The sequence below is a fragment of the Micromonospora sp. NPDC007220 genome (genome assembly GCF_040634035.1).
Classification (GTDB): Bacteria; Actinomycetota; Actinomycetes; order Mycobacteriales; family Micromonosporaceae; genus Micromonospora; species Micromonospora reichwaldensis.
On record NZ_JBEYEU010000010.1, the window covers coordinates 1 to 24,181 of the forward strand.

Sequence of the window (24,181 nt, forward strand, 5' to 3'; positions counted from 1 at the left end):
CGCGACGTCAGCCCGATCTTCGCGCCCACCCGCCGGTGGCCGCGCTGCAACCACTGCCGCACCTGAAGCTGCTGCACCAGGTACGCCGACGTGACGTCCCCCTCCGGCAACAGCCGCCCCCGCAGCGGCGCACACGGCTTGCCGCTCTCCCGCGCGTCAACCAGTTCCCGGGCCGCCGCCTCGTAATCAACGCTCATGTCAGCTCCCCACTCCACTCGGAGCCGCTACCGACAGCCGCGGGTCGACCGGAAGCCGGACGGACACCCCGCGACACTGATGCCGACGTCCAACCCCATACCGGCCCGGTGCGCCCGACCCACGATGTGCTCGCCACGTCCACCGCGCCGCGTCACCGATGCGAACGCCGCCGCTCATGTCAGGTCCACGCAGACGTTGGTCAACTCGGAATAGAAATCAAGGGAGTGCACGCCACCCTCGCGCCCGATCCCCGACGCCTTCACCCCACCGAACGGCGTCCGCAGATCCCGCAGGAACCACGTGTTCACCCACACGATGCCCGCGTCCAACCGCATACCGGCCCGGTGCGCCCGACCCACGTCCCGCGTCCACACCGCCGCCGCCAACCCGTACTCCGTGCCGTTCGCCAACGCGAACGCCTCATCCTCGTCATCGAACGGCGCCACATGCACCACCGGCCCGAAGATCTCCTCAGTGTTCGTCCGCGCATCCGCAGCAAGCCCCGTCAACACCGTCGGCTGCACGAACGCGCCGCCATCACGGGCGTCACCGAAGGCTGGCACCCCACCCCCGGTCAGCACCTGTGCACCCTCACCACGAGCCAGGTCGTAATAGCCCAGCACCTTCTCCCGATGCTGACGCGAGATCAACGGCATGTTCACCGTCGCCTCGTCCGCCGGCCACCCGAACGACAGCGCGGCAGCCCGCTCAGCCAACCGGGCCGTGAACTCCTCGAACACCGGCCGCTGCACATAGATCCGCTCCGTGCACAGACACACCTGACCGCCGTTGGTGAAGCTGGACCGCACCGAACCCGCCACCGCCGCGTCCAGATCCGCATCCGCGAAGACGAGCCCGGCGTTCTTGCCACCCAACTCGAACGACACCGGCCGCACCCCATCGGCAGCCGCCCGCATGATGGCGCTGCCGGTCGACGACTCGCCGGTAAAGGTGATCGCGTCGACGTCCGGATGACGAGTCAAGAACTCCCCCGCCGAATCCGGACCGAACCCGTGCACCAGGTTGAACACACCCTCCGGCACCCCCGCGGCGGCCATCACCTCCGCCAACAACGTCGCCGACGCCGGCGTCTCCTCACTCGGCTTCACGATCACCGCATTACCGCACGCAAGGGCCGGAGCGACCTTCCACGTCAACAGCAGCAACGGCAGGTTCCACGGCACGATCACCGCCACCACACCCACCGGCTTCCGCAACGCATAATTCAACGCCCGGCCGCCGGTCGGGGTGACCGTCGTGAACGACTCCGTCGGCGCGGTCGCCACGATCTCCGCGAAGGCGCGGAAGTTCGCCGCACCACGCGGAATGTCCAACGTCCGCGCCTGCGAAATCGACTTACCCGTATCCGCCACCTCGGCGGTCACCAGATCGTCGAAACGGCGCTCCAGCTCGTCGGCGACCCGGCGCAACACCTCCGCGCGCTCGCGCTCCCCCATCCGACCCCACGGCCCCCGCAACGCCCCCCGCGCCGCCGCGACCGCATCGTCCACACACGCCCGATCCGCCTCGACCACCTCGAAGACCGGCTCACCCGTGACCGGGCTGCGCTTGACGAACCGCCGCCCGCCCTCGACGAACTCACCGCCCACGAAGTTGCGCAGGGTCGGCGGGTCGGCGCCCGGGTGGCCGTCGCGCAGACTCACCGGCCAGGATGACTCGGCCATCGTCAGGTGTCCCTTCCGGTTCAGGTGCTGGGTTCGGTCCGCTCGCTGCCGAGGTCGGCGACGAGCGCGACCACGGCGGCGTCCACGGTGGGTTGGCCGGTCACGGCCGCGGCGGCCTCGTCGGTGACGACCAGGACGGTGGTGCCGACGCCGACGTTCAGGGGATCGACGGCGACGAGGTCGGGCCCGTCGCCGTGCGGGCGGACCAGGACGAGCCGCCTGCCCTGCAACGCCGGCAGGATGCGGTCGGCCCACACCTTGCCGACGACGTCACCGAGCACCATCGGTTTCTCCCCGCAGGCCGGCGATGACCTCGCGGATGCGGGCCGGTTCGGGCGCGTCCAGCAGGGCCGCCGTGGTCGGGTGGGGCTTCGGGTAGACCTGGGAGCTGCGCAGCTCGCCGTGGGCGCGGATGGCGGCCTCGCCGGCGGAGACTGCCTGGCGTACGGCGGCGAGGGTGCCCCGGACGGCGACCGCGAGGTAGCCGCTGGTGACCCGTTCCACGGCCACGCACCGGACGTCGGCGGTCTTGATCATGGCTTCGATTCCCGCCGAGAGCGCCACCAGGCCGCGTGTCTCGACGATTCCGATCGCGATGTCGGAGGACATGGCTGATTCTCCTTACCCGGTTGTCAGTTGCCGACGAGGTCAGGCTCGACGGCCAACGCGCTCACCGCGTCGCAGGGGCTGGCGAAGACGATCGAGCGCACCGAGCGGCTGCGCGCCCGGGCGGTCTCCTCGCCGATGTCCACCGCTTCCTCGACGGTGGCGAGGTCGCCGCGCACGGCGACCGCGACGATGCCGCCGCCGAGGCGTACGACCTTCGTCACCTCGACCTCGGTGGCCTTCACCATCGCGTCGACGGCGTCGAAGATGGGGGTGAAACCCTCGGCTTCGACGAAGCCCACGGCCACGTTTCGCATGTCTGCTCCTTGCTCTGGTTGCGGGTCGGCTTCGGTCAGGGACGCTCGGGCAGGTTCCAGGACAGGACGGCGGCGCCGGTGCCCCAGATCGGGCCGTACGAGTGCAGCTGCGCCGGGCCGCTGGCGGCGCCGGTGCCGGCGGCGAACGCGAGGGCCCGGAACTGGCTGTCCGCCTGGGCCTGCCGGGCGTAGTCCTCGCGGATCGCGAGCGCCTCGTCGACCTTGCCGGCGGTGAGCAGGTCGAGTACGCGGGTGTTCCACTGGTCGTGCGCGGGTGTGCCGATGTGGTCCTGGCCCGGTTCGATCCACTGCTGGATCAGTCCGGAGGACAGTCCGCTCACCACGACGACGGCGGCGCGTACTCCGGCGTCGCGGGCGGCGGCGGCACCGGCCCGGCCGACGTCGGCGAGGGTGTCGGCGTCGGCGTACAGGTTGCAGGAGACCTGCGCCCAGCGCAGCTTGCGCTCCGGGTCGAGCAACGCGGAGGTGACGATGGTCCCGGCGTCGATCGGGAAGCCCTCGTAGCGGGTGCGGCGCGCCTGCTTGCCGTCGGCCTGCACCCGGTCGGCCCACCGCTCGCTGAACTCCACGTCGAAGCGCAGGTCGTAGCGGAGCAGGCCGTAGTCGTAGGCGTACCAGTTCTCGTCGACGTGTTCGCCGCGCGGGTTGGGGTCGCACTGGAACTGGTGGCCGAGGACGGTGAACCACTGGGTGGACAGCAGTAGGACGACGTCGGGCTCCAGCCGGCGCAGCCGTTCGCCCACGTCGCGGGCGGCCGAGGCCAGTGCCGCCCAGCTCGGTGCGGGTTCCTTCGCGAGCAGGTGGGGCATGCCGGGCACGAGTGCGCCGGCGACGATTCCGGTCCGGTCAGCCATGGGGGCTCCCCTCGGGCAGCCACTCGACGACGGCGTTTCCGGTGCCGATGATCGTGCCGTAGCCGAGCACGTCACCGGCGACCTTGGGCCAGCCCATCGCGGCGAGCAGCCAGGTGAGGCTGCCGGCCTTCGTCTCCGACGCGGTCGCCTCGATGTGTTCGGTGATGAGTTCCCGCAGCGGGGCGGTCGGTCCCCGGCGGATCGCTTCGAGCAGCTTCATGTCCCACCGGTACTGGTGGTTGTTGTACGGGTGTTCGCGTTCCATGTCCTCCGGCAGCGCCGGCTCCTCGTGCCAGTGCAGGTGCGACAGGGAGTTGGAGGCGAGCAGCACGGCCCGGCGGCCGGTGGCCTCGACGGCGCGGCGGGTGGCCTCGCCGAGCACCTCCATCTCCTCCAGCGCCGCGTCGGAGTAGAAGTACGGGTTGTTGTTCGCCGACAGGGACACCACGGGGATGTCCCAGGCGGGGTTGGCCAGGTGCAGGGCGCCGATGGTGGCGTAGTCGACGCGCACCCGGGGGTCGCGCATCGCGCGGGTGACGAGGCCGAGGCCGCTGGCCTCCTCGACGATGGCCTCGCCGAGTTCGACGTCGGTGCGGAAGTCGTAGCGGTACCGGAAGAGGTGCGGGAAGATCGGCTCCACGGAGATGCCGCGCGGGTTGGGCGCGCAGTTGACGTGGTGGCCGACCATCGTGATCCAGTGCGGGGCGTGCACGATCAGCACGTCGGGGCGGTGCACCTCCTGGATGCGCTTGCGCAGCCGCTCGTAGGCCCAGCGCAGCGTCTCCCAGCCGCCGGTGGAGCGGGGCTCGTTCTGCGGCGGGTTCTCCGCGTAGATCAGGTGGGGCGGATGTGGGCTGAGGCAGCCGGCGACGATGCCGGCGCGGGCCGGGGCGGCCTGCGGGGCCGGGGCGCTGCCGGCGCCGCCACCGGTGCGGGGCCTGGTGGTCGCCACCGGCACCCGGAAGACCCTGCTCATGACCGCCCCTCCCCGGTGAGGACGCGCACGTACGCGCGGTGCTCGGCGGTGCCGCCGAGGATCTGCATCCCGTCGTCGTCGAGGGCTATCTCGTCGGCGCCGAGCGCGGCGTCGTGGCGCAGCCAGGCCCGCAGTGGTGCCGGGTGCACGCCGTGCAGTTCGACGAGGCTCTCCTCGGCCAGGCCACTGCCGGGCGCGACGTAGGCCAGCCGGCGCTGGCCGCGCCGGCCGGTGTAGGCGGGCCGGTCGGTGGTGGTGAGGCGCAGCCAGCTCCGCTCGTCGCGCAGCCGCTGCCGCAGGTCGGCGGTGGCGGCGCGGTCGGCCTCGCCGGCGCCGTCGAGGACCACGCCGTAGCGCTGGCGGGCCTCCTCGCCGGTCAGGTAGTCCTGCCGGACGTCCTCCGCGACGGCGTCGGGCGCGCGGTCCAGCGGGTCGCCCCAGCCGCCGCCGCCGGCGGACTCCATGACCAGCACGTCCCCGGCGCGCATGGGGAAGCCGGCGATCTTGCCGGGGGTGTCGAAGTCGACCCGTCGGCCGTCGGCGCGGCGCAGGTGGGTGACCGTCGGGGCGCCCGGGCCGCCGTGGCGCAGCCCGTACGGGGGGACGGTGGTGCGGTCGGTCTGCACCGAGTACGACCCGCCGCTGGCCAGCAGCCGGGTCTCCCGCCGGCTGCCCAGGCCGCCCCGGTGCGTACCGTCTCCGCAGGAGCCGGCGCGCAGCTCGCAGGCCTCGACCAGGATCGGGATCTCGGTCTCCAGTCGCTCGACGGACTGGATGGTGGAGATGTCGCCGAGGTCGACCGGGTTCATCGCGCTGGGACCGTCGGATTCGAGGAATCCGCCGTTGCCGCCGGCCGGGTAGTCGTAGTAGAGGTAGGGCTGGCCGGTGTGCTCGTCCACTCCGCCGATGAGGTTCTGGAAGGTGGTGCCGAACTGGTCGGCGGCGATGAGGTCGGGCGCCACCTGGCTCAACGCGGCCATCACGGCGGAGATGACCCGCTTGCGGACCTCGCTGTGGGCGTTGGCCGGGGCGGGGTAGCTGACGTGCACGACCGTGCCGGGCTCGGTGAGGACCCGCAGGGGCCGGAACGCGCCGTGGTTGACCAGCCCGCCGGGATCGAGGGCGGACTTGACGGCGATGAACACCCCGGCCACGGTCATCGCCCGCGACGAGTTGACCACGGCGGCGACCTGGGTGGAGGAGCCCCGGAAGTCGGCTTCGATCTCGTCGCCGTCGACGGTCAGCCGGCAGCGGACGATCGCGGCGTCGTAGTCGCCGTCGGTGTAGAGGTCGAGGTAGTCCTCGTAGCGGTAGGTGCCGTCGGGCAGCGACCGGATCATGTCGCGCAGCCGCTGCTCGGTGCGGTCCATGTTGGCCGCGACGCAGTCGAGGATCAGCCCGGTGCCCCAGCGGTCGACGAGTTCCTTCAGCCGTCGTTGCGCGGTGTGGCAGGCGGCGATGCTGGATTCGAGGTCGCCGCGGCGTTCCTCGGCCATCCGGACGTTGGCGAAGAGGATGTCGAAGGCGGCCCGGTTGGGGCGGCCCGCCTCGATCAGCTTGATCGGCGGGATCCGCAGCCCCTCCTGGAGGATCTCGGTGGCCTGGCCGGAGACGCTGCCGGGGGTCATGCCGCCGATGTCGGCCCAGTGCATCCGGACGCAGGGGAAGAGGAACAGCTCCCCGTCGACGAAGACCGGGCTGATCAGGGTGACGTCGTTGAGGTGGCTGCCGCCCCGGTACGGGTCGTTGACGATGTAGAGGTCTCCGGGGCGCATCTCGGCGGCGAAGTCGGCGAAGATCTCGGCCACCGAGGCGGGCATGGCGATGACGTGTCCCGGCATGTCCCGGCCCTGGGCGACCATCTGCCCCGAGGGGTCGAAGAGTGCGCAGGAGAAGTCCTGGGCGTCGGCGATCACCGGCGAGTGCGCGGTACGGAAGATCGTCTGTCGCATCTCGCGGACGATCGAGATGAGACTTTCGGTGACGACTTCCAGGTCGATCGGATTCACAGTCATGCGGATGCCTCACTGATTTCCGGTGTCGGTCCGTATCTGCCGCCGGAGTGGACCTGGACTGGTCAGGGCGAGTGGACCACCGTGGGTTGAACCACCGTAGAGTGGACCATCATGTGGTCCTAGAGTTATATTATGAAACCTAGCAGCCGGAAAGGCAGGGAAGCAAGATGTCGTACGCCACTGACCCGACGCCCGACGAGGGCGTCGCCCCACGCGAGTCGGGCACCCAGGCGCTGGACCGCGCCTTGGGCGTCCTGCTGGCCTTCCGGGGTGACGCCGTCGAGCGCAAGGTCAGCGACGTCAGCCGCGAACTGGGCCTGCACAAGTCCACGGCCAGCCGGCTGTTCCGCGCGCTGGCCGACGCCGGCTTCCTGCAACGCAACGAGGAGAACGGCACCTACCGCCTCGGCGTCGCCGTCTTCGAGCTGGGCGCCCGCTTCCTCGCCGGCATCGACCTGCACGCGCTGGCCCGGCCCCTGCTGCACCAGCTCGCCGAGCACGAGGGCGAGAGCGTCAACCTCGCCGTCCTGGAGGGCTCCGACGCCATCTCGCTCTACGTCGTACAGGGCACCCGCAACGTGCAGCTCGTCAGCCGCCTCGGCCGGCGCATCCCGCTGTGGTGCAGCGCGGCCGGCAAGGCGCTGCTCGTCGACCACGACGACGACGCCCTGCGCGCCCTGCTCGCCACCGTGCCGCTCCGGGCGCTGACCAGCAACACCATCACCGACCTGGACACCTTCGTGGCGCACATGGCCACCGTGCGGCAGCAGGGCTGGGCCCTGAACGACCAGGAGAGCGAGCACGGGCTGCGGGTGGTGGCCGCCCCCGTACGCGACCGGCACGACCGGGTCACCGCCGCGATCAGCATCTCCGGGCCGATCTTCCGCCTGGACGACACCCGTACCCGCGAACTCGCCGACGCCGCCTGCCGTACCGCCGCCGAGCTGTCCCGGCAGCTCGGCCACGGCTTCGGCGACCGGTGGGGCGACTGACCGCACCGTCAGAAACGCTCCTGGGTGACCTCGGGCAGGACCCGCACGTGCAGCAACCCCGGCCCGGTCACCGGCAGCACCTCGTCGAACGCCGCCTCCGCGCCGGCCTGGTCGGTGACCGTCCAGGCCGGTACGCCCAGGGAGCGCGCCACGGCGGCCAGGTCCCGGGCCGGGAACCGAGCCAGCGCCGGGTCGACCCCGCGCGGGCCGAACTTGCGCACCTCCGCGCCGTAGCCGCCGTCGTCGAGGACCACCAGCAGCACGGGCGCCCCGACCCGGGCCAGGGTGTCCAGCTCCCCAAGGCCGGTGAGCAGGCTGCCGTCGCCCTCGAAGGCGACCACCGGCCGGTCCGGTCGGCCCACGCCGGCCCCGACGGCGTACGGCAGGCCGACGCCGATGCTGCCGAACTCCCAGGGTGCGATGAACGCGCGGTCCACGGCGGACGAGTCGAGCAGCAGGTTGGGCCAGCCGCCGAACTGTCCCACCCCGACCACGGTGGTGCGCCGGGCCGGGAGCCGGCGGGCGCAGATCCGGATGAACGCCCGGGGGTCGATCCCCGCCGCCCCCTCGACGAACTCGATGCCATCGAACGGGTCGGCCGCAGCGACCTGCGCGGCCAGGGCGGGGCTGCGCCACTCCGGGCGCTCGACCGGGTCGAGCCGGGCCGTCACGGCCCGCGCGGTGACCGCCGCGTCCCCGACGATCCCCAGGTCGACGGGCCAGCGCGCCCCCAACGCCCGCGCGTCGGCGTCGACGGCGACCACCCGCGCCCCGGGGAAGAGCGCGCCGTGGTCGGCCGTCCACCGGTTGAGTCCGGCGCCGAAGGTGACCACCAGGTCCGCGTCGGCCAGCACCCGCCGGGTCAGCGGGCGGGCCAGTCCCCCGGCCACCCCCAGGTGGTACGGGTGCCCGGCGAAGAGCCCGGCGGCCAGCACGGTGGTGGCGAGCACCGCGCCGCAGCGGTCGGCGAGGCGGCGTACGTCCTCCGCTGCCGCCTCGGCGCCCCGCCCGGCCAGCAGCACCGGGCGGTGGGCGGCGGCCAGCAGGCCGACCAGCTCGGCGACGGCCTCGTCGGTCGGTGCCGGCGCGGCGGGCCGGTACGCGGCGACGGCCGGCGCGGGCACGGCCTCGGCCGGCACCGGCTCGTCCTGGAGGTCGATGGGAACGTCGAGGACGACGGGGCCGGGCCGTTCGGCGGCGGCCCGGAACGCCAGGCCGACGTCGCGGGCGGCGGTGGCCGGCGCCGTCACGGGCACGAACGCCCCGGCGGTAGCCAGCGCGAACGGCTGTTGCGGGAAGCTCTGCACGTGCAGCGGGTCGCCGGGCGGGGTGTCGCCGGCGATCAGGACCAGCGGCGTGCCGGCCTGCCGGGCGATGGTCAGCGCGGCGCCGGCGACGGCCAGGCCGGGGCCCTGGGTCACGGTGACGACCCCGCACCGGCCGGTGGCGCGGGCCCAGCCGTCGGCCATCATCACCGCGGCGTTCTCGTTGCGGGCGGCCACAAACCGGACGCCGTGGCGCTGCACCAGGTCCGCGACCAGGAACATGTTGGCGTCGCCTAGCAGCCCGAAGATCGTGTCGACCCCGTGCGCCACGATGGCGTCGGCGATCGCCTCGCCGGCCCTCACCGGGGGTCCCGGGCGAGGTAGTCGCCGGCGGGGCGCAGCGCCACGCTCAGCGCGCCGAGGTAGGAGTCGTTGGCGGCCGCCTCGAAGCGGGGCCCGGCCAGGCGGGCGGCCCGCTTGGTCATCGACCGGCCGACCGCGGAGGTGGCCAGCAGCCGCTCGGCGATCCCGGTCGCGGCGTCGGCGAGCCGCCCCGGCTCCACCACCTCGGTCACCAGCCGCAGGTCGCGCAGCTCGTCGGCGGGGATCCGGTCGCCGAGCAGCAGCCACCGCTTGGCCAGGTCGGCGCCGACGAGGTCGGCGAGGATCGCCATGCCGCTCCAGGTCAGCGGGATGCCGAAGCCGACCTCCGGGAAGGTCGCGAAGCAGGTGTCGGCGGCCACCCGCAGGTCGCTGGCGAGACCGAGCACCGCGCCGGAGCCGATGGCCGGGCCGTTGAACGCCGTGACGGTGGTCTGTTCCAGCCGGTACCAGCGTTCGACCAGCTCGGCGGTGCGGCGCTGCACCGACATCGTGGCCCGGGCGTCGAGGGTGGCCAGCTCGTGCAGGTCGGTGCCGGCGCAGAACGCGGTGCCGGAGCCGGTCAGCACGACCACCTCGGTCCGGTCGTCGCGGGACAGCTCGTGCAGCACGTCCTCGAAGCGGGCGAGCATCGCCAGGTCGAAGCTGTTGCGCCGGGCGGGCCGGTTCAGCGTCACCCGGGCCAGCCGGCCGTCGCGGTGCAGCAGCACGGATTCCTCGGCACGGTGTGCGGCGGTCATGGCGACTCCGAGTTCAGTAGGGCGCGGTCGACCAGCGCGGCGGCGTGGCCGACGTACGACAGCGGATCCAGCAGGCCGGCGAGTTCCGCCGCGGGCAGGGCGGCGGTCACCTGCGGGTCGGCGCGCAACGTCTCCGCGAACGGGCGGCCCGCATCGAGGCTGTCGCGGACGATCCGCATGACCAGGTGGTGGGCCTGCTCCCGGCCGAGCGGACCGGCCAGGCGCAGCATCACCGCCTCGGAGAGCACGAGCCCGCCGGTGAGGTCGAGGTTGGCGCGCATCCGGTCGGGGTTGACGCCGAGGTCACCGAAGACGTCGACCAGTCGCTGCATCGCGCCGCCGAGCAGGATGAAGCACTCCGGCAGCAGCTTCCACAGCGTCATCCCGACGCCCATGTCCCGGTCGTCCTGGGCGACCATGGTCTGCAACGCCAGGGGCACCTGGGCCCGCAGGGTGCCGGCGGCGGCGATCACCGCCTCGCAGCGGATCGGGTTGCGCTTGTGGGGCATCGTGCTGCTGCCAACCTGGGTGGAGCGCTGCGACTCGTACGCCTCGCCGACCTCGGTGCGGCCGAGGAAGTAGACCTCCCGGGCCAACTTCTCGGCGCTGGCCGCGACGAGGCCGAAGACCATCAGGCACTCGGCGAAGCGGTCCTGGGTGGCGTGCCAGGGGGTGTCGGCGACGCCGAGCCCCAGGTCGGCGGCGACCGCCTGCTCCAGCGCGAACGCCTGCGCGCCGTAGCCGGCCATCGTGCCGGCCGCGCCGCCCATGCTGGTCACCAGCAGCCGCTGGCGCAGTTGCCGCAGCCGGACGCGGTGGCGTTGCAGCTCGTCCTGCCACACCGCGCAGCGCAGGCCGAACGTCGTCGGCAGCGCCTGCTGCCCGTGGGTGCGGGCGGCCATCGGGGTGGCCCGGTGGCGCAGCGCGAGCCGCCGCAGCGCGCGGACCAGCTCGTCGACCTGCCGCTGCACGATGTCCAGGCCGTCGCGGGCCCGCAGGACGAACCCGGTGTCCATCACGTCCTGCGTGGTGGCGCCGAGGTGGACGTAGCGACCCGCGTCGCCCGGGCAGGCGGCGGTGAGCGCCCGCACCAGCGGCACCAGCGGGTGCACGGTGTCGGCGGCGTCGGCGGCGAGCACCGCCGTGTCGAGCCGCTCGACGCGGGCCGCCTCGGTGATCGCCTGCGCGGCGGCGGACGGGATGATGCCCAGCTTCGCCTGGCCCCGGGCGAGGGCGGCCTCCACGTCGAGCCAGGACTGCATGAGCTGCCGGTCGTTGAAGACCCCGCGCATCTCGGCGTTGCCGAAGAAGCTGGTGACGGTCAGCGAGTCCAGGAAGCACGATCCGAGCTGCATCAGCGTTCCCCCTCCGCGACGAGCAGTTCCCGGGCGGCCCGCCGGTCGACCTTCCCGGACGGCAGCAGCGGCAGGTCGGCGACGGTACGGATCAGGGTCGGCACCTTGTGCCGGGCCAGCCGTTCGGTGGCGGTGCGGGTGAGCCGGTCGACGTCGCAGTGCCCACCGGGGACGGTCACGACCAGGGCCGCGATCTCCTCCCCCCAGCGGGCTGATGGCACGCCGAGGACGCACACCCGGGCCACGGCCGGGTCGTCGGCGAGCACCGCCTCGACCTCGGCGGGATGGACGTTCTCGCCGCCGCGGATGATCAGTTCCTTGATCCGACCAGCCAGGGTGAGGACCCGCTCGTCGGTCAGCGCGCCCAGGTCGCCGGTGCGCAGCCAGCCGTCGCTGGTGATCGTGGCGGCGGTGGTGAACGGGTCGTCGGCGTAGCCGCGGGTGACCGAGCTGCCGCGTACCAGCAGCTCCCCGACCCGCCCGGCGGGCAGCGGGGCGCGGGTGGCGGGGTCGACCACGGTGGCCTGAAGAGCCGGCAGGACGCGGCCGACGGTGTCACCGGGCGCGCCGCAGGTCCCGTCGCCGGGGTCCAGGCTGATCGTCGGGCCGGCCTCGGTCTGGCCGTAGACGACCGCCACCCGGTCCAGGCCGAGCACCCGTCGGGTGCGGGTGAGCAGCGCCGGGGTGCACGTGGCGCCGCCGAGGAAGCCGACCCGCAGGGACGACAGGTCCCAGCGTCCGGGGTCCCGCTCGACGCGGTCGGTGAGCATCGACGCCATGGTGGGCACGGCCTGCACCACCGTGCACGCGTGCTGCTGGATCTGGTCGAGGACCGGCTCGGTGCGGAACCGGCGGGTGGAGACCCACAGCGCGCCCGTCACCAGCGCCAGCATCGCCCCGCTGCCGAGCCCCGCCGCGTGGGCCAGGGGCAGCGGCGAGGCGATCCGGTCGTCGGCGCGCAGCCCTGCGGCCTCGGCCGTCCAGGCCGCGTTGGCCAGCAGGTTGCCGGCGCTCAGCGACACCATCTTGGCCGGGCCGGTGGAGCCCGAGGTGAACTGGATGTTGCAGGCGGCGTCGGGATCACCCACGGGTGCGGGAACCGGGCCGTCCCAGCCGGGCAGCCGGGCCAGCCCCGCGTGTCCCAGGTCCGCGTCGAGGACGTGCCAGCCGTCCGGCCGCTCGCCGGGCGGCAGCGCCGCCAGGACCCGCGTGACGGTGGACGGGCCGTGCCGGTCGCGGACCCGCTCGGCGGCGTAGAGGCGCCGGGGTCGGCTGCGGGCCAGCGCCGAGGTCAGCTCGGGCCCGGTGAGGCCGGGGTGCAGGGTGGTCAGGGCGGCGCCCCGCCAGGCCGCGGCGGCCAGCAGCACCAGCCAGGCCAGCCCGTTCTCGGCCCAGACCGCGATCCGGTCGCCGCGGCCGACGCCCTGGGCCGCCAGGACGGCGGCGGCCCGGCCGGCGAGGTCGGCGAACTCCCCCGTGGTCACCGGCCGGGCCGGATCGTCGAAGACGTACAGGGCGCGGTCCGGCTGCCGCGCGGCGCGCTCCAGCACGGTGAGGTCGAGGGCTGGCGGAATCACGGATCACTCCTTGGTCAGCAGCAGGTTTCCGTGGTCGTCGACCGTGGCGGCCCATCCGCCGCCGACGACGGTGGTGCTGCCGTTCTCGCGTACGACGGCGGGACCGACGACGGCACAGCCCGGCCCCAGGTCGGCGCGCCGCCACACGGTCGCCTCGACCCAGCCGCCCGGGCGGTAGAGACGGGTCCTGCCGGGCTGCGCCGGGCCGCCGGTCGGGGCGGCGAAGCGGACGGCCGGGCGGGGCCCGAACGCGGTGAGCCGACAGTTGACGATCTCGGCGGGGTGGTCGGAGCGGGTGTAGGCGTACCGCTCGGCGTAGGCGGCGTGGAAGGCCGCCACCAGCTCGTCGGCGGTGGCCGGCAGCTCGGGCAGGGCGACGGCGAGGTCGAAGCTCTGGCCCCGGAACCGCATGCCGACCGACAGGCCGAAGCTGACCTGGTCGGGCTCCACGTCGTCCTCGGCCTTGAGCTGGGCCAGGGCGGCGTCGCGCAGGTCGGCCAGGGCCGCCCGGACGGCCGCCAGGCCGTCGTCGTCGGCCGGCACCAGCACGGTACGGACGTAGTCGTGGCGGGCCTGGGCGGTGACGAAGCCGAGCGCGGAGAAGTTGCCCGGCACCGGCGGAACCAGGACCCGACGGATGCCGAGTTCGTCGGCGAGGTCGGTGGCGTGCATCGGGCCGGCGCCGCCGAAGGGCATCAGCACGAAGTCGCGCGGGTCGTGCCCGCAGGCGACGGAGATCTCCTTGATCGCGCTGGTCATCTTGACCGTGGCGAGGGTGAGGATGCCGTGCGCCAGGTCCAGCTCGTCGAGACCGAACGTGCCGGCCAGCCCGGCCAGGGCGGTGCGGGCCGCGTCGGGGTCGAGCGGCACCTCCCCGCCCAGGCTCTCCTGCGGGTCGAGGTGGCCGACGAGCAGGTGCGCGTCGGTGGTGGTCGGCTCGGTGCCGCCCCGGCCGTACGCGGCCGGGCCGGGGGTCGAGCCGGCGCTGCGCGGCCCGACCCGCAGTTCCCCGCCCCGGTCGCGCCAGGCGATCGAGCCGCCGCCGGCGCCGATCGTGTTGATCTCGACCTGGAAGGTGCGGTTCGGGTAGCCGGCGATCTTCCCATCGTTGGTCATCAACGGCGCGCCGTTCTTGATCAGGCAGACGTCCGTGCTGGTGCCGCCGATGTCGCAGGTGATGACGTTGGGATAGCCGGCGAGCGAGGCGAGGTGCACGGTGGCCGCGACTCCGCCGGCGGGCCCCGAGAGGGCGAGGTTGATCGGCAGCCGCCCGGCCTCCTCGGTGGAGACGACACCGCCGCTGCTCGTCATGATCGACAGCGGGTGGGCGTACCCGCCGTCGGCGAGGGCGCCGCCGAGCCCGCGCAGGTAGTCGGCGACGGTCGCCCGCACGCTGGCGTTGAGCACGGTGGTGGCGAACCGCTCGTACTCGCCCTGCTCCGGCACCACGTCGGAGGAGACGGTGCAGACCAGGTCGGGGTACCGCTCGGCCAGCCGCCGCGCCGCGGCCCGCTCGTGGGCGGGATTGCGGTACGAGTGCAGCAGGCAGACCGCCACCGCCCGGGGACCGGCGGCGGCCACCCGGTCGAGGGCCTCGTCCAGTTCGTCGGTGTCCAGCGGCCGGACGACGCTGCCGTCGGCGCCGATGCGTTCGCGCAGCACGTGCCGGTGCCGGCGCGCGACGAGCGGCGGCCGGCCGCTCTCCTTGACGCTGTAGAGGCGGGGCCGGTGCCCGAGGCCCATCTCCAGCACGTCCCGGAAGCCCTCGGTGGCCAGGACCGACACCGGCTCGCCGGAGCCTTCGAGCAACGCGTTGGTCACCCGGGTGGTGCCGTGCACGAAGCGGTCGACCGTGTCCAGGCTGACACCGAGCTTGGCGAGGCCCTCGAAGATCGCCGCCGCCGGATCGTGCGGGGTGGAGAGGGTCTTGGCCTCGGCGAGCCGGGCGGTGGCCGGCTCGTAGACGATGACGTCGGTGAAGGTGCCACCGATGTCGACGCCGATGCAGAGCATGGCGAGCCTTTCGGATAGGGGGTGGATGGCGTCGGCGACGGGTCGGGCCGCTAGAAGTTCACGCCGTAGCGGCGCAGGGTCCGTCCCGTGACCAGACGCAGGATCCAGTCGAAGAGGTAGCCGAGCAGGCCCAGGGCGATGATGCCCACGAAGACCCATTCCGTCTTGGCGTAGTTCCGTGCCGTCCAGATCAGCGATCCCAGGCCGCTCTGGGCGGCGACGATCTCGGCGGAGACGATCGTCAGGAACGAGTTGCCCATCGCCAGCCGGGCCCCGGTGACCACGTGCGGCACCGTCGACGGCAGCACGACCGAGACGAGGCTGCGTACGGGGCCGGCGCCGAGCGCGCGGGCCGCCCGCATCCGGATCTCGTTGACCGACAGCACCCCGGCCAGGGTGTTGAGGGCGACGATGAAGACGGTGGTGTAGAAGATCAGCGCCACCTTCGACGCCTCCCCCGGCCCGAGCCAGATGATGGCCAGGGTGACGAAGGCGATCGGCGGCACGAAGCGGAAGAACTGGATGTACGGGTCGAGCATCAGCCGCAGCCAGGGGATGCAGCCCATCAGCAGACCCATCGGCACGCCGACGAGCACGCCGAGCAGCCAGCCGGTGAGGATGCGGGTCGAGGACGCGCTGACCGAGTCCCACAGGGTCCCGTCGCGGACGAGTTCGACCGCGCCGTCGAGGGTGAGCCGCGGCGAGGGCAGGAAGAAGGCCGTGTAGTTGCGGCTGACCAGGTCCCAGATCAGGACGCCGAGCAGCACCGACAGGACCGACAGCCCGATGCGGGTCAGCCGGGGCCAGCGGTTGCGGCGGGGGCCGGCCGACGCCGACGCCCTGGTGCGGTCGGGAACGGTGGGTGCCTCGACTGTCATCGCCCCTCCGTCCGGTCGTCGCCCGCGCCGGGCCGCCCGTCGTGGCCGTCGTCGAGCCCCTGGGCGCGCAGCGTCCGGGCCACCTCGGCGCCGATGTCCTCGCGCAGCTCCCGGAAGAGCGCCGCGCAGGCCGGGTCGGTCAGGTCGCGGGGGCGGGGCAGGTCGCAGCGGTAGTCCTTCTTGATGGCCGCCGACGGTCCCGCGGTCATCGTGACGATCCGGTCGCCGAGCAGGATCGCCTCGCCGATGTCGTGGGTGACGAAGATGATCGTGGCGCCGGTCTCGCGCCAGATCCGGTCGAGTTCGACCTGCATCACGAGCCGGGTCTGGGCGTCCAGCGCCCCGAACGGCTCGTCCATCAGCACGACCGAGGGGTCGTTGGCCAGGACCCGGGCGAGCTGGGCCCGCTGGCGCATGCCGCCGGAGAGCTGCTCGGGGAACCGCTCGGCGCTGTGCGCGAGGCCGACCATCGCCAGGTACCGCTCGACGACCGCCTCGCGCTGGGCCTTCGGCACGCCGCGCATCTGCGGCCCGAAGGCGACGTTCTGGCGTACGGTCAGCCAGGGGAACAGCGCCTCGGCGCTCTGGAAGACCACGCCCCGCGACACGTCGGGCCCGGTCACGGGCTCGCCGCCGCAGGTCACCTCGCCGGCCGCCGGCCGGACGAAGCCGGCGACCGCGTTGAGCAGCGTGGACTTGCCGCAGCCACTCGGGCCGAGCAGGCAGACGAGTTCACCGGCGGCGATGTCGAGGCTCGCGCCGCTGACGGCGACGAACTCGCCGAAGCGGATGTCGACGTCGCTGATACGGATCGGGGAGCCGGCGCGGCTGGCGGGTCGGCCGGCGAAGGTCGTGGCGGGTGCGGTGCCGTCGACTGTCACGCCACCCCCTTGACCATGACGGTCGCCGGGTCCGCCTTCTGGGTGACGATCTTGCTGTCCTGCTGGAACTGGGCGATCTCGCCGTAGCGCTTGAGGTCGTCGTCGGTGAAGTCGCGGACCTGGCACTGGACGCCCTCCAGCAGCGTCTGGGCCTCCTTCGCCGGCACCTTGATGGCCTTCTCGGTGACCGTGCCCGCCTTGGCCGGGTCCTTCGTGAGCTGCTCGCACGCCTGGCCGATGGTCTGGACGACCTTCTTGGCGGTCTCCTTGTTGGCCTCGTACCAGGCGCCGTCGACCCCGATCACCAGGTTGTAGACGTAGCCGATGTCGCCGCTGGTCAGCAGGACCTTGCCGCCGTTGGCGACGCCGCGCGACGGCCACGGCTCCCACATGATGTAGCCGTCCACGTCGCCGCGTTGCAGCAGGGCCGGCATCTCGGCGGGCGAGGCGTTGACGAACTCGACGGACTCCCGGCTGATGCCGCGCGCCGCGAGGACCTTGTTGGTGGCGTACTCGTTGACGGTGCCGGGAACGACGCCGTACTTCTTGATGCCCGACACGTCGTTGACGCCGGAGCGCGCCACGAGCTTGATGAAGCTGGGCGACTGCGAGAAGACGGCCAGACCCTTGATGTCACCCCGGGTGGCACGGTTCAGCAGGCTCGACTCGGTGCTGGCCGTGAACTGGCCCTGCTTGGCCAGGATCGCGTCGAGGCCGCCGGTGCCCTCCTGGAACTGGGTGACGGTGACGTTCAGGCCGTTGGCCCCAAACAGCTTCTCCTGGTCGGCGAGGTAGATCGGGGAGTACGCCGGGTCGACGCCGACGCCGAAGTTGACCGCCGCCGACGGGGCCGCCTCGCCGCCACCGGACTCGGTCGGGGTCTGGTTCTCCGCGCATGCCGCAACGGCGGCGGTCACCAGCAGGGCTGCTACCGCAGCTCGCAATGCTCGCATTCTCATGGCTACCCCAGATACCTAGCGGCTCATATTATGGTTACCGTTGCTTAATATGGGACGCTACTGCCGGACGGTGGGCGCAGTCAAGAGATTCGGCCTCACCTTCCTGCAACAGACAGTAGCCGTCGATCATCGCCAGCCGACGGGTCGAACCCGCGACCACAAACCGGGAGTCCGATGAACACGCAGGACAAACGGGCCCATGCCGCCCGGACGCAGCCGCCGCCCACCGCCGAAGCGACCGAGTTGACCACTCTGCGTAGCCAAGGATCCGCTGGCGGCGGCCGGCTTGTCGCGCCGGCGCTCGTCGGACTGCGCACCTCGCTGGAGCGGGCGTGGACCCCGACCGAGACGATCCTCTACGCCCTCGGGGTCGGCGCGGGACAACGCGACCCGGCGGCGGAGCTCCGCTTCACCACCGAAAACTCCACCGGCCACCCGCAGCGGGTGCTGCCGACCTTCGCCAGCGTGCTGGCCGCCGACCCGCCGCCCCTGGGCGAACTCACCGCGATCCGGCACGCGGAGGAGGCGCTGACCCTGTTCCGCCCGCTGTCACCGGGCGGGCAGGTGCACACCACCGCCGCCGTGACCGCCCTGCACGACCAGGGCAGCGGTGCCCTGGTCGAGCACGTCTCCCGGCTCCACGACCCGGCGGGCACGCTCGTCGGCACCGTACGCCGGGCCATGTACGTCATCGGGGCCGGCGGATTCGGCGGGCGTCGCGCCCGGCCCGCCCGCTGGCAGCCGCCGGCCGACCCACCCGAGCACCGGATCGTCGCCACCGTCCGCCCGGACCAGGCGCTGCTCTACCGGCTCAGCGGGGACCGCAACCCGCTGCACTCCGATCCGGCGGTCGCCGGTCGGGCCGGGCTGCCCCGTCCGATCCTGCACGGCCTGTGCACCTTCGGCTTCGCCGGCCGGCTCCTGCTGCCCCTCGTCGGTGACGACCCGACCCGCGTCCGGCACGTCCGCGTCCGCTTCGCCGCCCCGCTGCACCCGGGCGACACCCTGACGGTGCACGCCTGGCGGCGCCCGTACGGCGTGGTCTTCCGCGCCACCGACGGGACCGGACGGGTCGTCCTGGACCGGGGCGTGCTGGCGGTCTCCGCCCGGTGACCACCCGCCTGTCCGTCCTCCGGTAGCGCCCCGACACGGCGGAGCGGGTCCTACGGGGCCGCCCGGCCGCGGTCGGCGGTCACGCCGTCACGTGCCCGGCGCGCGGAGCCGCTCGATCGCGTCCAGCCTGCGGCGCAGCAGGGCGCGTTCGGGTTCGGTGCCCGCCAGGCCGAGCGCCTCCCGGTACGCCTCGGCGGCGTCGGCGTGCCGGCCGAGGCAGTGCAGCAGGTCGGCCCGGGCGGCCGGGTAGGGGTGGTGGCCCCGCAGCAGCGGCTCGTCGGCCAGCTCGTCCAGCAGCGCCAGTCCCGCCTCCGGGCCGTCGCGCATCGCCACCGCCGCCGCCCGGTTCAGCGCGACGACCGGGGACGGCGCGAGGGCGAGCAGCACGTCGTAGAGCGCGACGATCTGCGGCCAGTCGGTGGTGGCGAGGTCCGCCGCCTCGACGTGCAGGGCGGCGATCGCGGCCTGCACGCCGTACGGGCCGGGCGGGCCGCCGGCCAGCGCGACGGGCACCAGGTCGAGGCCCTCGGCGATCATGCGGCGGTCCCAGCGACCACGGTCCTGCTCGTCGAGCAGCACCAGCTCGTCGTCCGGGCCGGTGCGGGCGTCGCGGCGGGCGTGGATCAGCAGCATGAGCGCGAGCAGCCCGGCGACCTCCCGGCCGGCGGGCAGCAGCCGGCGCAGGATCCGGGCCAGCCGGATGGCCTCCTCGGCGAGGTCGAGCCGCTGCAGGCGCGGGCCCTCGCTGGCCGCGTACCCCTCCGTGAAGATCGAATACACCGCCTGGAGCACCCCCGGCAGCCGCTGCGGCAACTCCTGCGCGCCGGGCACGCGGAACGGGATCCGGGCCTCGTGGATCTTCTTCTTCGCCCGGGTGATCCGCTTGGCCATCGTCGCCGTCGGCACCAGGAAGGCGCGGGCCACCTCCGGCGTGGTCAGGCCCGCCAGGTAGCGCAGCGTCAGCGCCCCGTGGTCCTCGGCCGCGAGCGCCGGGTGCGCGCAGGTGAAGAAGAGCTGCAGCCGCTCGTCCGGCAGCTCACCACCCGGCATCGGGGCGGGGGCGGGCTCCGCCCGATCCGCCTCCGCCTGGAGGATCGCCAGCCGCGCGGCGAGGGCCTGGTCCCGGCGCAGCCGGTCGACCGCCCGGCGGCGCGCGGTGGTCATCAGCCAGGCGCCGGGCCTGGGCGGAACGCCGTCGACCGGCCACCGGGTCAGCGCCGCCTCGACGGCCTCGGAGGTGACCTCCTCGGCCAGGTCCAGGTCGCCGAAGCGGCGGACGAGGGCCGCCAGCAGCCGGCCGCGTTCCTCACGGAACACGGCCTCCACGACCGCCGCCGGCGCCTCGTCCGTCCCCCCGGTGTCGGCGGGCGCTCCGCCCACCGCGCTCAGCCCCCGAACTCGGCGACCGGCCGGACCACGACGGCGCCGTTCCCGCGCGCGCCGGGGCAGCGCGCCGCCCAGTCGAGCGCGACGTCGAGGTCCGGCACGTCGATCACGTAGAAGCCGCCGAGGATCTCGCGGGTCTCGGCGAACGGCCCGTCCGTGACGGTCCGCCTGCCGTCCTCGCCGACCCGCACGGTGGTGGCGGTGACCAGGTCCGCCAGCGACTCGCCGGAGACCAGAATCCCCGCCTCGCGCACCTGCTTGTCGTACGCCATCCAGTCGCTGACGTCGCAGCCGGCGGCCCCGCCGTCCTCGCCGACCGCACCCGCGTTGATGAGCAACATGTACTTCATGATCCGACTCCCCTCAGTGTCGCGTCGCCGCTGCCGTACCGGGCGACGCCGTACGACATCACTACGGACGGGGGACGGCCGATTGGACAGCCCGCCCGAAGATTCTTTCCCGGTTCGGCTCCGGCTACCGGTGGAACCCGTCGTCCCTGCCGTCCGCGGGGGCCTCCGGCAGGAGGTGACCCAGCCCGGTCAGTTCCAGCACGGCGTGGGCGGGGCTCTGCGGGGTGGCGGTGACGCGCAGATGCGCGACGATCCGGGCGACCTCGTGCAGCACCCGTACGCCGGTGCTGCTCAGGTGGGTGACCGGGGTGAGGTCGATGGTCAGCGGCAGGCTGCCGCCGCGGCTGGCCTGCATGATCGCGGCGCGCAGCCGGGGGCCGGAGACCAGGTCCACCGGCCCCCGCACCCGCAGTGTCCGGCTCGCCGGCGCCTCGATGACGGCGGCCGTGAACTCCTCGACGACGGCGGCCTGCTTGTGGGGGCCGGCCGCCTGGGCGGCGGCGGTGGTGGTGACGTTGGCGGCCTGGCCGATGTGGTGGTGCATGCTGACGGTGGTGCCGGCGGCGGTGCGGCTGACCTCCGCGCGGTCGACGAGCCCGCGGATCATCGTCAGCCCACGGCCGCGACCGCCCGGGTCGGCGACCGGTGGGCGCCACCGCCCCTGGTCGGCGCAGGTGACGTGCACGACGCCCTGGTGGTCCAGCGTGCCGTGCAGCGTGAACGTCCCCGGCGTACCGCTCGGATAGGCGTGGTCGACGGCGTTGGTGACGGCCTCCCCCGCGGCGTGGACGAGGTCGCTCGCGTCGAGTTCGCCGGCCCCGATCCGGACGAGCCAGTCGCTCAGGTGCCGGCGCATCGGGCGCAGCGCCGTCCTGTCGGCGGGCAGGGTCACGTGCAGCGGTGCGAGGGGCTGCGGCAGGAGGTGGGCGGCGAGGAGCGTGGTGTCGTCGCCGAAGCCGCCGCCGGCGAGGGCGAGCCGTTCCGTGACCAGGGTGCAGATCCGGTCGGGCAGCCGCTGCGGGATGGTCGTGGCCGCGTCGAGTATCGCCCGCCGGGCGGCCGCCGCGGCGTCGGCCAGGATGCGGGCGCCGTCGTGCAGGCTCTGCCGGGGGCGTTCGATCAGGCCGTCGGTGTAGAGCAGCAGGACGTCGTCGGCCCGTAGCTGGTGGGTCTGCACCGGGGCGGGGTCCGCTCCGGTGCCCAGTGGTCCCGTGGGCGTCAGGGGCAGGTACCGGGCCTCGCCGGTGGCGCCGATCACCAGCGGCGCGGGGTGTCCGTGGCTGGCCGCTTCGAGCGTCCCCGTGTCGGGATCGAGTACCGCGAGGCAGGTGGTGGCCGCCCGGGTCACGTCGGCGCGGCCCGCGAAGTCGTCCAGGACCGCCAGCACCTGCGGCAGGCCGCCGCCCGACTGCAACGCCTGCCGGGCGACCGTACGGAGCTGACCCATGGCCGCCGCCGCCGTGGCGCCGTGCCCGACGACGTCGCCGACGGTCAGCGCGAGCCGCCCGTCGGGCAGGGGAACCACGTCGAACCAGTCCCCGCCGGCGACGAGGTCGCTGCTCGCGACCAGGTAGTGGGCGGCGACCTGCACGTGCGGCAGGACGGGCAGCACGTCGGGCAGGAGGCTGCGTTGCAGTTCCAGGACCAGACCGGCGGCCTGACGGTAGCGCCGCTCCGCGGTGGCGGCGGCGGTCTCGGCGGCCTGCCGGGCGGCCACCACGGGGGTGGCGTCGACGGCCTGCACGATCACCCCGCGCACCGAGCCGTCCGGGTTGCGCCACGGCGCCATGTCGAACGTGTAGAAGGCCTCGGTCAGCGTGCCGTCGCCGTTGCGGTCGGTCAGGACGCGCTGCTCGTAGCCGTGCGAGCGGATGCCGTGCAGGGCCTGGTCGAGCAGTTCGAAGATGTGCTGGCCGGCGAGTTCCGGCACCGCCCGACGGAAGGGCTCACCGATCAGGCCGCTGCGGTTGCCGACGGCGGCGCGCACCGCCGGGTTCGCGGCCACCACCCGCAGCTCGGGCCCCTCGAAGATCCACACGAATCCGGGCAGCTGCTCGAACCCGTCGAGCACCGCCTGCGGGTCACCGGAGGACCAGCGTGCATGCGGAGCGGTCACCGACGCCCACCCTCACCCGTGCCCACCAGCAGCACCCTGTCATGCCCGCGCCCGCCCGTCCAATCCGTCGCGTGCGTCCACGCCGTCGAGGATCCGGGGGCGGCCCGCCGCGGTGAGCGCGTCGGCGAGCCGGGTACCGGGCCCCGCCGCCGACCCGCGAGGTGACCTCGGGGCGCGCACCGACGGTCCTTGACCACGCCGGCCGGTTGGCCGTAGGTTCCAGCCCTACATCGACATCGGTAGTTCGATGTGGCCGGCACGGCCGGTCCGTTCCCCCACGTCCGCAACCCCCTCGCGACAAGGACGGTCATGACGATCACCCGCCGCTCGCTGCTCGGCACGGTCGCCGCGGCCGGCCTGGCCACGGCCGTCGCGCCGGTCCTCGCCCCCGGCACGGCCCGGGCCGCCGCCTGGAAGAAGCGCCTGACCGGCGCCGACCTGGACACCAACCACCGGTGGCGCGTCGCGGGCACGGACCTGGGCATACCGTACGTGCTGGAGAACGGCTCGATCGGCTACCTGTTCGGCGACACGTTCGACACCCCGTGGCCCGAGGGTCCGCCGGTGCCGAACGACTGGCGCTCGCCGGTGATGCTGCGCTCCGCCGTGCACCCGGGCGCCGCCGGCGGGATCGTCTTCGACAGCGCCGCCCGGGTGGCGGGCAACGGCCGGGCCCCGGAGCTGATGCACAACGGCCACCACGGCATCGGCATCGACGGGCTGCGGGAGGTGACCGTCATCCCGAACGACGGCATCGCCTTCCCCGAGACCGGCCGGCAGCTCGTGTCGTACATGAGCATCGAGAACTGGAACTCCGCCGGCCCGGCCGGGCCGCACTGGCGCTCGCGCTACGCCGGGCTGGCCTACAGCGACAACGGCAACGACTTCATCCGTACGCCCCTGAAGTGGTGGAACGACGCCACCAACACCGACCCGTTCCAAATGTGGACGATGCAGCGCGACGGGGACTGGGTGTACGTCTTCTCGGTGCGCGCCGGGCGCCAGCCCGGGCCGATGATGCTGCGCCGGGTCCGCTGGGACCGCCTGTTCTCCCCCGAGTCGTACGAGGGCTGGGGTTGGAACGGCAGCAACTGGGGCTGGGGCCGCCCGTGCACGCCCATCCTCACCGGCCGCTTCGGCGAGCCCTCGGTGCGGCGGCTGGCCGACGGCACCTGGGTGATGTCGTACCTGAACTGCGCCACCGGGTGCATCGTCACGCGCACGGCGGACGGGCCGGACCGGGTCTGGACGGCCGAGCGGATCCAGGTCACCTCCTGGCAGGAACCGGGCCTCTACGGCGGCTTCATCCACCCGTGGTCCAGCCGACGCGCCAACGACCTGCACCTCATGGTCTCGAAGTGGACCAGGACGCCCGACAACCGCAGCACCGCCTACCACGTCAGCCAGTTCGTCGGATCGGCGTAGCCAGACGCCGCCCCGGCCGACCGACGGCGCCGGGAAGGATACCGACAGCGTGTTGGTACGATGCCAACATGCAGTCGG

General features: G+C 73.5%; 21 protein-coding genes and 1 pseudogene. 3 read left to right on the top strand and 19 right to left on the bottom strand.

All coding sequences use genetic code 11. From position 1 onward, the window contains the following. The 8 genes and pseudogenes from ABZ573_RS19020 to ABZ573_RS19055 all read right to left on the bottom strand — a co-directional run. A pseudogene (locus ABZ573_RS19020) lies at nucleotides 1–197 on the bottom strand (2-keto-4-pentenoate hydratase); the annotation flags it as partial. Nucleotides 198–371: 174 nt separating this feature from the next. Next, a complete protein-coding gene (locus tag ABZ573_RS19025) occupies nucleotides 372–1,883 on the bottom strand; it encodes a 2-hydroxymuconic semialdehyde dehydrogenase (RefSeq protein WP_358119487.1) in 1,512 nt (503 codons plus the stop codon). A gap of 20 nt (nucleotides 1,884–1,903) precedes the next feature. Then, nucleotides 1,904–2,167, bottom strand: a complete 264-nt coding sequence (locus tag ABZ573_RS19030) for a EutN/CcmL family microcompartment protein (RefSeq protein WP_151454616.1) — start codon at nucleotides 2,165–2,167, stop codon at nucleotides 1,904–1,906. Further along, the gene (locus tag ABZ573_RS19035; RefSeq protein ID WP_089000517.1) at nucleotides 2,154–2,492 is read right to left on the bottom strand and encodes a BMC domain-containing protein; all 339 of its coding nucleotides are present in this window, start codon (nucleotides 2,490–2,492) and stop codon (nucleotides 2,154–2,156) included. Before ABZ573_RS19035 ends, ABZ573_RS19030 begins: the two co-directional genes overlap by 14 nt. 23 nt (nucleotides 2,493–2,515) lie before the next feature. Beyond that, nucleotides 2,516–2,806 (bottom strand): BMC domain-containing protein, encoded by a 291-nt coding sequence (locus tag ABZ573_RS19040; RefSeq protein WP_151454615.1) that lies wholly within the window; start codon nucleotides 2,804–2,806, stop codon nucleotides 2,516–2,518. A gap of 35 nt (nucleotides 2,807–2,841) precedes the next feature. Then, the gene (locus ABZ573_RS19045) at nucleotides 2,842–3,681 is read right to left on the bottom strand and encodes a 2-amino-5-chlorophenol 1,6-dioxygenase subunit alpha (RefSeq protein WP_151454614.1); all 840 of its coding nucleotides are present in this window, start codon (nucleotides 3,679–3,681) and stop codon (nucleotides 2,842–2,844) included. After that, a complete protein-coding gene (locus ABZ573_RS19050; RefSeq protein WP_358119492.1) occupies nucleotides 3,674–4,657 on the bottom strand; it encodes a tRNA U-34 5-methylaminomethyl-2-thiouridine biosynthesis protein in 984 nt (327 codons plus the stop codon). The genes ABZ573_RS19045 and ABZ573_RS19050 overlap by 8 nt, the downstream gene beginning before the upstream one ends. Further along, nucleotides 4,654–6,672 carry a hydantoinase B/oxoprolinase family protein gene (locus ABZ573_RS19055; RefSeq protein ID WP_358119495.1) on the bottom strand — a complete coding sequence of 673 codons (2,019 nt, stop codon included), beginning with the start codon at nucleotides 6,670–6,672 and terminating at the stop codon, nucleotides 4,654–4,656. The genes ABZ573_RS19050 and ABZ573_RS19055 overlap by 4 nt, the downstream gene beginning before the upstream one ends. 167 nt (nucleotides 6,673–6,839) lie before the next feature. On the opposite strand from ABZ573_RS19055, the gene ABZ573_RS19060 reads away from it, so the two are divergent. Next, nucleotides 6,840–7,664 (top strand): IclR family transcriptional regulator, encoded by an 825-nt coding sequence (locus tag ABZ573_RS19060; RefSeq protein WP_132239079.1) that lies wholly within the window; start codon nucleotides 6,840–6,842, stop codon nucleotides 7,662–7,664. Nucleotides 7,665–7,672: 8 nt separating this feature from the next. On the opposite strand, the gene ABZ573_RS19065 is transcribed toward ABZ573_RS19060, so the two are convergent. Genes ABZ573_RS19065 through ABZ573_RS19100 form a run of 8 tightly spaced genes read right to left on the bottom strand, consistent with a single transcriptional unit; the run spans nucleotide 7,673 to nucleotide 17,671 of the window. Continuing rightward, nucleotides 7,673–9,292: a thiamine pyrophosphate-binding protein gene (locus tag ABZ573_RS19065; RefSeq protein ID WP_358119499.1), complete on the bottom strand. Its 1,620-nt coding sequence runs from the start codon at nucleotides 9,290–9,292 to the stop codon at nucleotides 7,673–7,675. Continuing rightward, nucleotides 9,289–10,050 carry an enoyl-CoA hydratase/isomerase family protein gene (locus ABZ573_RS19070; RefSeq protein ID WP_225852186.1) on the bottom strand — a complete coding sequence of 254 codons (762 nt, stop codon included), beginning with the start codon at nucleotides 10,048–10,050 and terminating at the stop codon, nucleotides 9,289–9,291. The genes ABZ573_RS19065 and ABZ573_RS19070 overlap by 4 nt, the downstream gene beginning before the upstream one ends. Further along, nucleotides 10,047–11,405 carry an adenylosuccinate lyase gene (gene purB / locus ABZ573_RS19075; protein ID WP_151454610.1) on the bottom strand — a complete coding sequence of 453 codons (1,359 nt, stop codon included), beginning with the start codon at nucleotides 11,403–11,405 and terminating at the stop codon, nucleotides 10,047–10,049. Before purB ends, ABZ573_RS19070 begins: the two co-directional genes overlap by 4 nt. Then, on the bottom strand, nucleotides 11,405–12,982 hold the full coding sequence (locus ABZ573_RS19080; RefSeq protein ID WP_358119504.1) for a class I adenylate-forming enzyme family protein: 1,578 nt from the start codon (nucleotides 12,980–12,982) through the stop codon (nucleotides 11,405–11,407). Before ABZ573_RS19080 ends, purB begins: the two co-directional genes overlap by 1 nt. 3 nt (nucleotides 12,983–12,985) lie before the next feature. Continuing rightward, nucleotides 12,986–14,995, bottom strand: a complete 2,010-nt coding sequence (locus ABZ573_RS19085; protein WP_327028219.1) for a hydantoinase/oxoprolinase family protein — start codon at nucleotides 14,993–14,995, stop codon at nucleotides 12,986–12,988. A 50-nt stretch (nucleotides 14,996–15,045) separates the two neighbouring features. Continuing rightward, the gene (locus ABZ573_RS19090) at nucleotides 15,046–15,873 is read right to left on the bottom strand and encodes an ABC transporter permease (RefSeq protein ID WP_151454607.1); all 828 of its coding nucleotides are present in this window, start codon (nucleotides 15,871–15,873) and stop codon (nucleotides 15,046–15,048) included. Continuing rightward, complete coding sequence (locus ABZ573_RS19095) at nucleotides 15,870–16,754, bottom strand: ABC transporter ATP-binding protein (protein WP_327028218.1); 885 nt, start codon at nucleotides 16,752–16,754, stop codon at nucleotides 15,870–15,872. Before ABZ573_RS19095 ends, ABZ573_RS19090 begins: the two co-directional genes overlap by 4 nt. Next, nucleotides 16,751–17,671: an ABC transporter substrate-binding protein gene (locus tag ABZ573_RS19100; protein WP_225852184.1), complete on the bottom strand. Its 921-nt coding sequence runs from the start codon at nucleotides 17,669–17,671 to the stop codon at nucleotides 16,751–16,753. Before ABZ573_RS19100 ends, ABZ573_RS19095 begins: the two co-directional genes overlap by 4 nt. Before the next feature lie 216 nt (nucleotides 17,672–17,887). Between ABZ573_RS19100 and ABZ573_RS19105 the strand changes: the two genes are divergently transcribed. Next, nucleotides 17,888–18,826, top strand: a complete 939-nt coding sequence (locus ABZ573_RS19105; protein WP_358119509.1) for a MaoC/PaaZ C-terminal domain-containing protein — start codon at nucleotides 17,888–17,890, stop codon at nucleotides 18,824–18,826. A gap of 87 nt (nucleotides 18,827–18,913) precedes the next feature. On the opposite strand, the gene ABZ573_RS19110 is transcribed toward ABZ573_RS19105, so the two are convergent. The 3 genes from ABZ573_RS19110 to ABZ573_RS19120 all read right to left on the bottom strand — a co-directional run bounded on the left by ABZ573_RS19110 (nucleotide 18,914) and on the right by ABZ573_RS19120 (nucleotide 22,678). After that, a complete protein-coding gene (locus ABZ573_RS19110; RefSeq protein WP_327028216.1) occupies nucleotides 18,914–20,206 on the bottom strand; it encodes a DUF6596 domain-containing protein in 1,293 nt (430 codons plus the stop codon). A gap of 5 nt (nucleotides 20,207–20,211) precedes the next feature. Next, complete coding sequence (locus ABZ573_RS19115; protein ID WP_132239061.1) at nucleotides 20,212–20,562, bottom strand: YciI family protein; 351 nt, start codon at nucleotides 20,560–20,562, stop codon at nucleotides 20,212–20,214. A 124-nt stretch (nucleotides 20,563–20,686) separates the two neighbouring features. After that, nucleotides 20,687–22,678 carry a SpoIIE family protein phosphatase gene (locus tag ABZ573_RS19120; RefSeq protein ID WP_358119513.1) on the bottom strand — a complete coding sequence of 664 codons (1,992 nt, stop codon included), beginning with the start codon at nucleotides 22,676–22,678 and terminating at the stop codon, nucleotides 20,687–20,689. Between the two features lie 309 nt (nucleotides 22,679–22,987). Here ABZ573_RS19120 and ABZ573_RS19125 point away from each other — a divergent pair, with 309 nt between their 5' ends. Beyond that, nucleotides 22,988–24,103 (top strand): DUF4185 domain-containing protein, encoded by a 1,116-nt coding sequence (locus ABZ573_RS19125; RefSeq protein WP_358119516.1) that lies wholly within the window; start codon nucleotides 22,988–22,990, stop codon nucleotides 24,101–24,103. Nucleotides 24,104–24,181: the final 78 nt, after the last annotated feature.

Excerpts from the sequence above, each read along its gene's own strand:
- ABZ573_RS19025 (WP_358119487.1), bottom strand. The coding sequence starts at position 1,883 with ATGGCCGAGTCATCCTGGCCGGTGAGTCTGCGCGACGGCCACCCGGGC.
- ABZ573_RS19050 (WP_358119492.1), bottom strand. The coding sequence starts at position 4,657 with ATGAGCAGGGTCTTCCGGGTGCCGGTGGCGACCACCAGGCCCCGCACC.
- ABZ573_RS19060 (WP_132239079.1), top strand. The coding sequence starts at position 6,840 with ATGTCGTACGCCACTGACCCGACGCCCGACGAGGGCGTCGCCCCACGC.
- ABZ573_RS19030 (WP_151454616.1), bottom strand. The coding sequence starts at position 2,167 with ATGGTGCTCGGTGACGTCGTCGGCAAGGTGTGGGCCGACCGCATCCTG.
- ABZ573_RS19105 (WP_358119509.1), top strand. The coding sequence starts at position 17,888 with ATGAACACGCAGGACAAACGGGCCCATGCCGCCCGGACGCAGCCGCCG.
- ABZ573_RS19115 (WP_132239061.1), bottom strand. The coding sequence starts at position 20,562 with ATGAAGTACATGTTGCTCATCAACGCGGGTGCGGTCGGCGAGGACGGC.
- ABZ573_RS19035 (WP_089000517.1), bottom strand. The coding sequence starts at position 2,492 with ATGTCCTCCGACATCGCGATCGGAATCGTCGAGACACGCGGCCTGGTG.
- ABZ573_RS19090 (WP_151454607.1), bottom strand. The coding sequence starts at position 15,873 with ATGACAGTCGAGGCACCCACCGTTCCCGACCGCACCAGGGCGTCGGCG.
- purB (WP_151454610.1), bottom strand. The coding sequence starts at position 11,405 with ATGCAGCTCGGATCGTGCTTCCTGGACTCGCTGACCGTCACCAGCTTC.
- ABZ573_RS19070 (WP_225852186.1), bottom strand. The coding sequence starts at position 10,050 with ATGACCGCCGCACACCGTGCCGAGGAATCCGTGCTGCTGCACCGCGAC.
- ABZ573_RS19040 (WP_151454615.1), bottom strand. The coding sequence starts at position 2,806 with ATGCGAAACGTGGCCGTGGGCTTCGTCGAAGCCGAGGGTTTCACCCCC.
- ABZ573_RS19085 (WP_327028219.1), bottom strand. The coding sequence starts at position 14,995 with ATGCTCTGCATCGGCGTCGACATCGGTGGCACCTTCACCGACGTCATC.
- ABZ573_RS19045 (WP_151454614.1), bottom strand. The coding sequence starts at position 3,681 with ATGGCTGACCGGACCGGAATCGTCGCCGGCGCACTCGTGCCCGGCATG.
- ABZ573_RS19055 (WP_358119495.1), bottom strand. The coding sequence starts at position 6,672 with ATGACTGTGAATCCGATCGACCTGGAAGTCGTCACCGAAAGTCTCATC.
- ABZ573_RS19125 (WP_358119516.1), top strand. The coding sequence starts at position 22,988 with ATGACGATCACCCGCCGCTCGCTGCTCGGCACGGTCGCCGCGGCCGGC.